Below are 8,872 nucleotides of genomic sequence, written 5' to 3'. Positions count from 1 at the left end.
GGAATGCTAAACCTCGCTTTGGAAAAACTTTGACAACGTACGATTTAATTCGCCAAATGAAATTTACTAATATTTTAGTAGTAACTAACCGGCCAAGTATTGCTAATTCTTGGTTTGATGACTTTGATAAGTTTATTGCAGCAAAGACCAATTTGAAATTTGTTAGTGAAACTGATGCCTTGAAGGAACGTCCTGTCTTATCTAGAAAAGATTTTCTTGATAGCATATCTGATGGTAAAGAATATGGTCAAGTAGCTTTTGAAAGTTTACAAGGCCTAAAAGGTTCTGTTTACTTTGGTGGCAACTATGATAAGTTGAAATGGATTAAAGATTTAAACTGGGATCTTTTGGTTATTGATGAAGCTCATGAAGGCGTAGATACTTATAAGACTGATAAGGCTTTTGACAAAATAAATAGAAAATATACTTTACATTTAACTGGTACGCCTTTCAAAGCTTTAGCTCAAGGTAAGTTCTCAGAAGAGCAAATCTATAATTGGTCATATGCAGATGAGCAACAAGCCAAGGAACATTGGTATGAGATCCATGAAAGCCAAAATCCATATGAAGTAATGCCCAAGTTAAATATGTATACTTATCAAATTTCTGAAATGATGACTGATAAGTTAAAACAGGGACTTAAAGTAGATCAAGAAAGTATAGATCCTGCTTTTGATTTAAATGAATTTTTTAAAACAAAGAATGGAAAGTTTATTTATGAAGATGCAGTAGATCATTTCTTGGATGCCCTAACTAAACAGGAAAAGTATCCGTTTTCTACTCCTGAATTGCGTCAAGAATTAGCTCATACTTTTTGGCTTCTTAATCGAGTAGACAGTGCTAAAGCATTAGCTAAGAAATTAAAAGAGCATCCTGTGTTTAAAGATTATAAAATTATTCTTGCTGCTGGTAATGGAAAATTAGATGATGACCAGTTAGATGACACGCAGTTTGAAAAAGCTAGTGAAAAATCTTTTGATAGAGTAAAAAGGGCAACAGAAAAATTTGAAAAAACTATTACGTTAAGTGTAGGACAATTAACAACTGGGGTTACGATTAAACCTTGGTCAGGGGTTTTAATGCTTTCTAATATGAAGAGTCCATCTGAATATATGCAGGCGGCCTTTCGTGCACAAAATCCTTATACTTTTAACCGAAATGATGACTTAGTACAAAAAGAAAATGCTTATGTATTTGATTTTGATCCAACAAGAACTTTAATTATTTTTGATGAATTTGCTAACAACCTTCAAACTACAACTGTAAATGGAAAGGGAACCGTAGAAGATAGAAAAGAGAAGATAAGAAAATTACTTAATTTTTTTCCCGTAATTGGTGAAGATGAAGAAGGTAAAATGGTGGAATTAGATGCAGAAGCAGTTATGTCTATTCCACGAAGATTAAAATCTAAAGAAGTAGTAGATAAGAAATTCATGAGTAACTTTTTATTTGCTAATATTTCACGTATCTTTGGAGCACCAAAGGAAGTAAGAGAAATTTTAAATGGTATTGTTAAAGCAAAAGAAGAAAAGAAGATGCCTGATAAAGACGCAATTGCAGGAGCTGAAGATGCAGAGGTTGATGAAAATGGTGAGGTAACGATATCAAATGAACGGGTGATTGGAAAAGCTAAAGAACTTTTTGGTGATAAAATCTACGAAGATCTTGGAGATAAATTAAGTAGTAAGATAAATCAAACAGAGATGTCTGATTTTGGTAAAGCAGCTAGTGCGATAAGTAAGGAATTAGATGATTCAATAAATACTGAAATTGTTAATCGAGTTAGTCAAGAATATGGGATAAAAAAAGATGAAGCAAATAGATATAAAAAGAAACTTGCTCAGGAAAATAAAAATTCTTTAGCTAAAATAGCTGATGAAGCAAATGATCGAATGAAGGTAGCAGAAGCAACATTAAATAATTCTAAAAATAATGCACAAGATGAAGCAGATTTAGAAAAGGCACAGTTAGACTATCAAAAAAAGATAAATGAAATTAAAAAAGACTTTGAAAGAAATCTTCAAGATCATGTAGAGAAAACAGCTTCTGAGGTTCCCGAAAAAGTAATTAGAAGGATAGAAGAAAGTAAAGAAAAAAAGAAAGTACAGGATATCCAAGAAGATGCTCGTGCACATCTTCGCGGCTTTTCAAGGACTATTCCTAGTTTTATTATGGCTTATGGGGATGAGCAACTTACTCTTCAAAATTTTGATGAATACACAGAAGATGATGTTTTTAAAGAGGTAACAGGAATAACAGAAGAACAATTCCGCTTTTTAAGAGATGGTGGAGATTATATCGATGAAGAAACTGGTGAAAAGAAACACTTTGAAGGTCACTTATTTGATGAAGTAGTGTTTAACGACTCAATTAAACAATTTTTAGACTTAAAAAGAAAATTGAGTAATTATTTTGATGAAAGTAATAAAGAAGATATTTTTGACTACATTCCACCTCAAAAAACTAATCAAATTTATACCCCTAAAGCTGTTGTAAAGCACATGGTTGATGATTTAGAAGCAAATAATCCAGGAATATTTGATGATCCAGATAAAACATTTGCAGATTTATATATGAAATCAGGTCTCTATATTACAGAAATTGTGAAACGTCTCTACAATAATAAAAAGATGAAAAAGTTATTTCCAGATAATCAGGAACGTATTATGCATATCATACAACATCAGGTTTATGGATTAGCACCAACTAGGATTATTTATCTTATTGCAACAAATTATATTTTTGGTTTTGATGAATCGTTAAAAAGGGATGTCTTAGAAAAACATTTTAAACAAATGGATGCTGCTGAATTAGCAAAAAATGGAACTTTAGAAGAGCGAATAAAGCAAGAATTTGGACAGGGAGAATAATTTGAAAGCAGATAGTTTACACTTATTTGACTTTTTAGGAATGGGAAAAACAATTTTTGAAATTCCAGTTTTTCAAAGAAATTATGAGTGGAGTGAGCACCAATGCAAACAATTATTTGATGATGTGGTAATGTGTGCGAGAGAAAAACATGATCATTTTATAGGCACAATTGTTTATGTAAGTGAAACTGGTGCTAAAATGAGTCATATTTATCGAATTATTGATGGACAACAACGTTTAACAAGTTTAACTTTATTGCTTAAAGCTTTAGCAGATAGTAATGAAGAAATTAGTTCAGAACTGGAGGACCAATATTTAATAAATAAATATTTAGAGGAAAATAATCACTATAAGTTAAAACCAGTAGCACATGATTCAGGTGCTTTTAAAGCCGTAATGAGAGGAAAAATAGATGAGTGTGATACACCATCGAAAATTATTTCTAATTATAAATATTTTAAAGAAATGATTGATAAGTCTAATTTATCTGGAAGTGAAATAGAAGAGGCTTTGAGTCATTTAAGTTTAGTATATATTGAACTTAGTAATGAAGTAGGTAATGAAAGTCCACAGCTAATTTTTGAAAGTTTAAATTCTACTGGTGTCTCTCTTTCAGCATCAGATTTAGTTAGAAATTTTTTGTTAATGAATTTAGATGGAGAAGCGCAGGCAAGATTTTATGAACAATATTGGGTAAAGATGGAAAGTCTCTTTACTACTGAAACTTTCGATGACTTTATTCGACATTACCTAATGATGAAAGAACATAAAACTATTAATAAAAATAGGTTATATCCATCTTATAAAAAGTTCTTTACTGAAATAAATTATAATTCTGAGCAAGCTCTTGCTGATTTAACTAATTATGCAATTATGTATAGTAAATTAGTGCAGGCAAAAACCAATATAGAAACTTTTGATGAAATAATAGCGCATATAAATATTATGGATAGTAGAGTAGTATATCCTTATTTACTCATGTTACTGGGGATGCATGAGAAAAATGAAATATCTACTCAGGAATTGACAACTATAGGTAAACTTATTGAAAGTTACCTTTTTAGACTTAAGTTTTGTAGCGGAAAAACTAATGGTGTAAATAGAATTATTGTAAGTTTATGTGATAAGAAAAAGGTCAAGAATAACTGGATTCAACGAACTCTTGATATGTTAGATACTAGTTTTCCAAGTGATAAAGAATTTGTAAAAAGTATCAAAACAAGTAATATTTATAAGCAAAGTAAACTAGCTAAATTTGCTTTAATGAGTTTAGAGGAAGCAAAAACAAAGGAAACGATTAAATTTGATGACGCGCAGATTGAACATATTATGCCACAAAGGTTAACTAATGATTGGCGTATTGAAGTAGATCATGCGATGAAAGTAAATGAAGAACTGGGAGGTGTTATTGGAAATTTAACTTTGACTAAGTACAATCAAGAGATGAGTAATAAAATTTATCGAGAAAAAAGAAAATTTTATCAAGACTCAAATATTTCTTTAACTAGAGATATTGCTCAAGATTATGATAAATGGGATAGAGATTCAATTGTTGATCGTACAGAAAAAATTTCACATAAACTGGTAAATATTTTTCCAAAGCCTAATTTTGAAGCAAATACAAAAGAAAAATTAAGTGGAGAACACCTAATTAGTGAAGAAATAAATGTAACAAATACAAAGCCAAGTAGAATTACAATTAATAATGAAGATATTAACTTAGATTCTTGGAAAAAAATGTTAGTTGTCTTTATGGATTATATTTGGGATTTAGACAGTCGATCTTATGAAAAGATTCGTCAGGATAGTGCTTTAGGAAAGATGCTTTTTGAGAATCAAAGTCGACCAGAACTATTAAAAAGTGGAATCTCAATTGAAACTAATTTTTCATCTGGAACGATCTTAGCAATTATTTCAAAAATTTCAGATATGTATGATATTAGTGATGAAGTTTCTTATACAATAAAATAAAGAACTTAGAGTATCTTAGAAAAAATAGTTGAAGTAATAGAAGTAAAATTGATAATGGAATATATACAATATAGTTTATTGGGAGAAGTTAGGGATAAACAGCACTATAGCATTGGTCAATTTTTGACAAATCCAGTTGGTGAAAAAGTTAAAGTTACATTGGTTAATGGTACTGAATGCATTGGCTTTTGGGATACTTATGTTGAGAATAATAAGTTACCTGAAAAAATTAAAATTAGCAGATATGATTTAGATGAAGAAAAAGGTAAACTAAGAAGTAGTAAAAGTATAGAAGAACGAATTTTAACAAAAGATATAGTTAAAGTTGAAGCAATTTTATATAGTAATCCGCGTTGGGAAGTACCTCCTACAAATAAATTTAAGTTCATTGAGAAAAAATAAAAACATGCAAAAAAAGGAACACATAGCTCGGTATTTAGGAGTTATACGTTCCTTTTTATCTTAGTTTGCTCTATCAGTCTTTAAATGATAATGTTGCATAAATAATCTAGCAATTGGCTGGGCAATTAAACCTTCAATTAAAAGTGCCAAACCAAAGTTCCTTGGCCAAATTTCAAAAAAGTTTTTAAGCGTATGCATTGGAATACTTCTTTGTCCGATAGCACTCCCAATTATGGTCATTAAAGCTGAAATAATAAAAACATTGCACAGAGTGTTAATCCAAATTTGAGTTTTAAAGCTATCATCCTTATGAGTAATTTTTTCTTTCAAGAAAGTGGCAGGTTTTTCAGCTAATAAAACTACTAAAATTACGGCAATCCAAATATATGGTAAAACATGGAGTACCTTAAGATAATTGGCAATACTCCAGCCCATTTCCCAAAGTGAAATAATCGGTCCTATGATGTTGACTGAAATAAAAGAAACAATAAGCATAAACATTGCTTTTTCTTTCCAGTTACGAGGTAGCTTCATATAAAATTCCATTTTTACTCCTTTTTGAAACAAAAAACGGCTCAACAAACTATGATGTTTGCTGAACCGTTATACGCAAAATATTTTTAAGACTAAACTATTATACATGGACTATTTAAAAATTTCAAAGTAAGCATGATAAAATTATCCTTAGAACAAAAGGAAGTTAAAGATTATGGCTATAAAGTAGATAAAATTTCATTAAAAGAAAGTAGAATAATTTTTAGTAAATTAGAAGAATAAAAGGAAAAGTATGAAACAGGTAAATATTGGAATTTTAGCTCACGTTGATGCTGGTAAAACAACTCTTTCTGAAGCTTTACTTTATCAAACTGGTGCTTTACGCAAATTGGGTCGTGTTGATAATGGAGATGCCTTTTTAGATTCAGATCAACTTGAAAAGAAACGTGGGATTACGATTTTTTCTCATTTGGCACAATTTCAAACTAATGAAACTAATTTTACTTTAGTTGATACTCCAGGACATATGGATTTTGCTAATCAGTTGCAATCAACTTTAGCCGTATTGGACTATGCTATTTTAGTAATTTCTGCTGCTGATGGTGTAACAGCTTATACTAAAACTTTATGGCAATTATTAAATAAATTACAAATTCCAACCTTTATTTTTGTTAATAAGATTGATCAAATTGACGCTAAAGCTAAAGTATTGCAAAATATTCAGTCTAAATTAAGCCCACAGATTATTAATTTTTCTGATGATGAAAATACGGTAAATGAAAATATTGCTACAACGGATGAAAAAATCCTAGAAACCTTTCTTGAAACTGGAAAGATAGCGACAAAACAGGTTCAAGATCTTATTGCTCAAAGAAAGATTTTTCCTGCTTATTTTGGTTCTGCTTTGAAATTAGATGGTATTGATGAATTTATTTATGGATTAGATAAGTTGACTAAGCAAGCAGAATATTCTGATAAGTTTGCTGCTAAAGTATTTAAAATTTCTCATGAAAATAAGGATCGTTTAACTTGGGTAAAAGTAACTGGTGGGAAATTAAAGGCTAAGCAAGCTTTAGAAGATGAAAAGGCCGATGAATTACGAATTTATAATGGTGATAAATTCACTACTGTTGACAAGCTCAAGGCAGGTCAAATTGGTGTTATCAAAGGCTTAAAAAATAGTTTTGTTGGTCAAGGACTAGGAAGTCAGGACACTAGTAATACTAATTTTTTACAACCCGTATTAAATTATAGTGTGACAACCGAAGGTGACCTGCATGAGGTTCTGGTTGCTTTACAAGTATTAGAACAAGAAGATCCTTTATTAAATGTTAATTGGAATAAAGATTTAGACGAAATCAATGTTCAATTAATGGGATCAATGCAAGCGGAAATTCTGGCGCAGATAATGGAAGAACGTTTTAATTTACAAGTTAAGTTAAAGCAAGGAACTGTTCTATACAAAGAAACAATTACTAGGCCTATTGAAGCAGTAGGTCATTTTGAACCATTGCGTCACTATGCAGAAGTTCACTTTCTCTTAAAGCCTTTACCACGCAATAGTGGGATTAAGATAACTTCTAGCTGTAGTTTGGAAGTTTTACCAAGTAATTGGCAACACCAGATTTTTCATGCATTGAAGGAAAAGACACATTTGGGAGTATTGGCTGGTTTTCCTCTAACTGATGTTGAAATTGAATTGATTGGTGGAAAAGGAAGTGAAGTTCATACTGTTGGTGGAGACTTTCGTGAAGCTAGCTGGCGTGGCGTGCGTCAAGGACTAATGGAATTGAAGCAGCAAGATGGACTAGCATTACTTGAACCGTGGTATGATTTTCGCTTAACTGTACCACAGGATCAGGTGGGAAGAGCCATGACTGATATTCAAAAAATGGGTGGAAAATTTAAGTTAGAAGATAATACCTTAATAGGTAGTGCACCTGTAGCGCAAATGCGGAATTATCATCAAGAAGTAAGAAATTATAGTCATGGTGAGGGCAGTTTAGAGTGCGTTGTAAACGGCTATCAGGCTTGTCAAAATAGTAGTGAAATTATTCAAGCTAAAAATTATGATCCAATGTCAGATATTGAGAATACTCCTAATTCTGTCTTTTGTTATCATGGTGCTGGTCATACAATTACTTGGGATCAAGTACCAGAACATGCCCAATATCCATATTTAAAAATATAAATTAAAAAAACATCTCTTGGAAAATTTATCCAAGAGATGTCTTTTTATAGTTAATTGATTAAGTCAATCAGTTCTTTTAATTCTTGATTAGATAAAGAATCGCCATTATTCTTTATCTGAGAATAAATTTCTTCAGGTGTAAATCCCTTTAATTTAAGCTTTTTAATTTCTTTTGATAAATTTAAGGTGTCCATAACTCCTTGTTGAATACCCTTTTGTTCTCTCTCAAGTAATTTAGTCTCGTATTCCATAATTGCTCTCCTTTTCTTAGGATCGTTATTTATCTGGTTGATTTTTTCTTCGGCGTAGCGAATATACTTATTAGAAGAATCAAAATTACCCTGCATTAGTTTAATAATACTTAATAACTTTGAATTCTGTATATCTGTGGCAGCTGTTCCATTAATTATTATTTTTGTTGATGCAGTATCTAATTTTAAGTTTTTGTTTGAATCTTCATATTCATGAAAGCTATAACTTGCTTTACCCTGATTGAAATAATCAAACATGCATAAAAATACAATATAAGATCTTTTAAGATTATTATACGTACTGCCAGAATCTAATGCAAAAGTATCAATTCTAGATTGATAGTAGCGCATTCGTTTACCTAAATTATGTTCATTAGTATTTTGCATTTCCACATCAAATAAGTTACCTTTATCATCTTTGACAAAGATATCAAGACGAATACCTTTTTCATCAATATCGGTACCTTTAAATTCTTTTTGGGTTTCGATATTGATAATTTTAACTTCATCAAGCCCAGGAATTGTAGCTTGAATCATATACTTGCAAAATTCTTTATTTTTCATTACTTCCCCAAATACTAAGTCCTGGGTAAAACCGTACCATTTATTCATTTTTACTCCTTAAAAAGATATTAGTTGCTGTAAATAATTACGTGAAAAATGACTTTTATTTTGAAGAATAAGGTATAAG

Annotated in this window: 6 protein-coding genes; 4 read left to right on the top strand and 2 right to left on the bottom strand. The window is 30.7% G+C overall.

Features of this window, described 5'->3' with window-relative positions:
* The 3 genes from LrDSM24759_RS03655 to LrDSM24759_RS03645 form a co-directional block, all read left to right on the top strand.
* The coding region (locus tag LrDSM24759_RS03655; protein ID WP_117118147.1) for a DEAD/DEAH box helicase at positions 1–2,870 on the top strand (2,870 nt) is incomplete at its 5' end.
* Between the two features lies 1 nt (position 2,871).
* Positions 2,872–4,842 carry a DUF262 domain-containing protein gene (locus tag LrDSM24759_RS03650; protein ID WP_117118146.1) on the top strand — a complete coding sequence of 657 codons (1,971 nt, stop codon included), beginning with the start codon at positions 2,872–2,874 and terminating at the stop codon, positions 4,840–4,842.
* A 54-nt stretch (positions 4,843–4,896) separates the two neighbouring features.
* Positions 4,897–5,244 (top strand): hypothetical protein, encoded by a 348-nt coding sequence (locus LrDSM24759_RS03645; protein WP_117118145.1) that lies wholly within the window; start codon positions 4,897–4,899, stop codon positions 5,242–5,244.
* A 60-nt stretch (positions 5,245–5,304) separates the two neighbouring features.
* Here LrDSM24759_RS03645 and LrDSM24759_RS03640 read toward each other — a convergent pair whose 3' ends face one another.
* Complete coding sequence (locus LrDSM24759_RS03640; protein ID WP_117118144.1) at positions 5,305–5,790, bottom strand: DUF2798 domain-containing protein; 486 nt, start codon at positions 5,788–5,790, stop codon at positions 5,305–5,307.
* 241 nt (positions 5,791–6,031) lie between these two features.
* On the opposite strand from LrDSM24759_RS03640, the gene LrDSM24759_RS03635 reads away from it, so the two are divergent.
* On the top strand, positions 6,032–7,930 hold the full coding sequence (locus LrDSM24759_RS03635; protein WP_117118143.1) for a GTP-binding protein: 1,899 nt from the start codon (positions 6,032–6,034) through the stop codon (positions 7,928–7,930).
* A gap of 50 nt (positions 7,931–7,980) precedes the next feature.
* Here the strand turns inward: LrDSM24759_RS03635 and LrDSM24759_RS03630 are convergent, their stop codons facing one another.
* A complete protein-coding gene (locus LrDSM24759_RS03630; RefSeq protein ID WP_117118142.1) occupies positions 7,981–8,793 on the bottom strand; it encodes an Rpn family recombination-promoting nuclease/putative transposase in 813 nt (270 codons plus the stop codon).
* Positions 8,794–8,872: the final 79 nt, after the last annotated feature.

Source organism: Lactobacillus rodentium, assembly GCF_003423665.1.
Lineage (GTDB): Bacteria > Bacillota > Bacilli > Lactobacillales > Lactobacillaceae > Lactobacillus > Lactobacillus rodentium.
The sequence above is the reverse complement of the archived record's forward strand: the minus strand, read 5'-3'. Positions and strand labels throughout refer to the sequence as shown.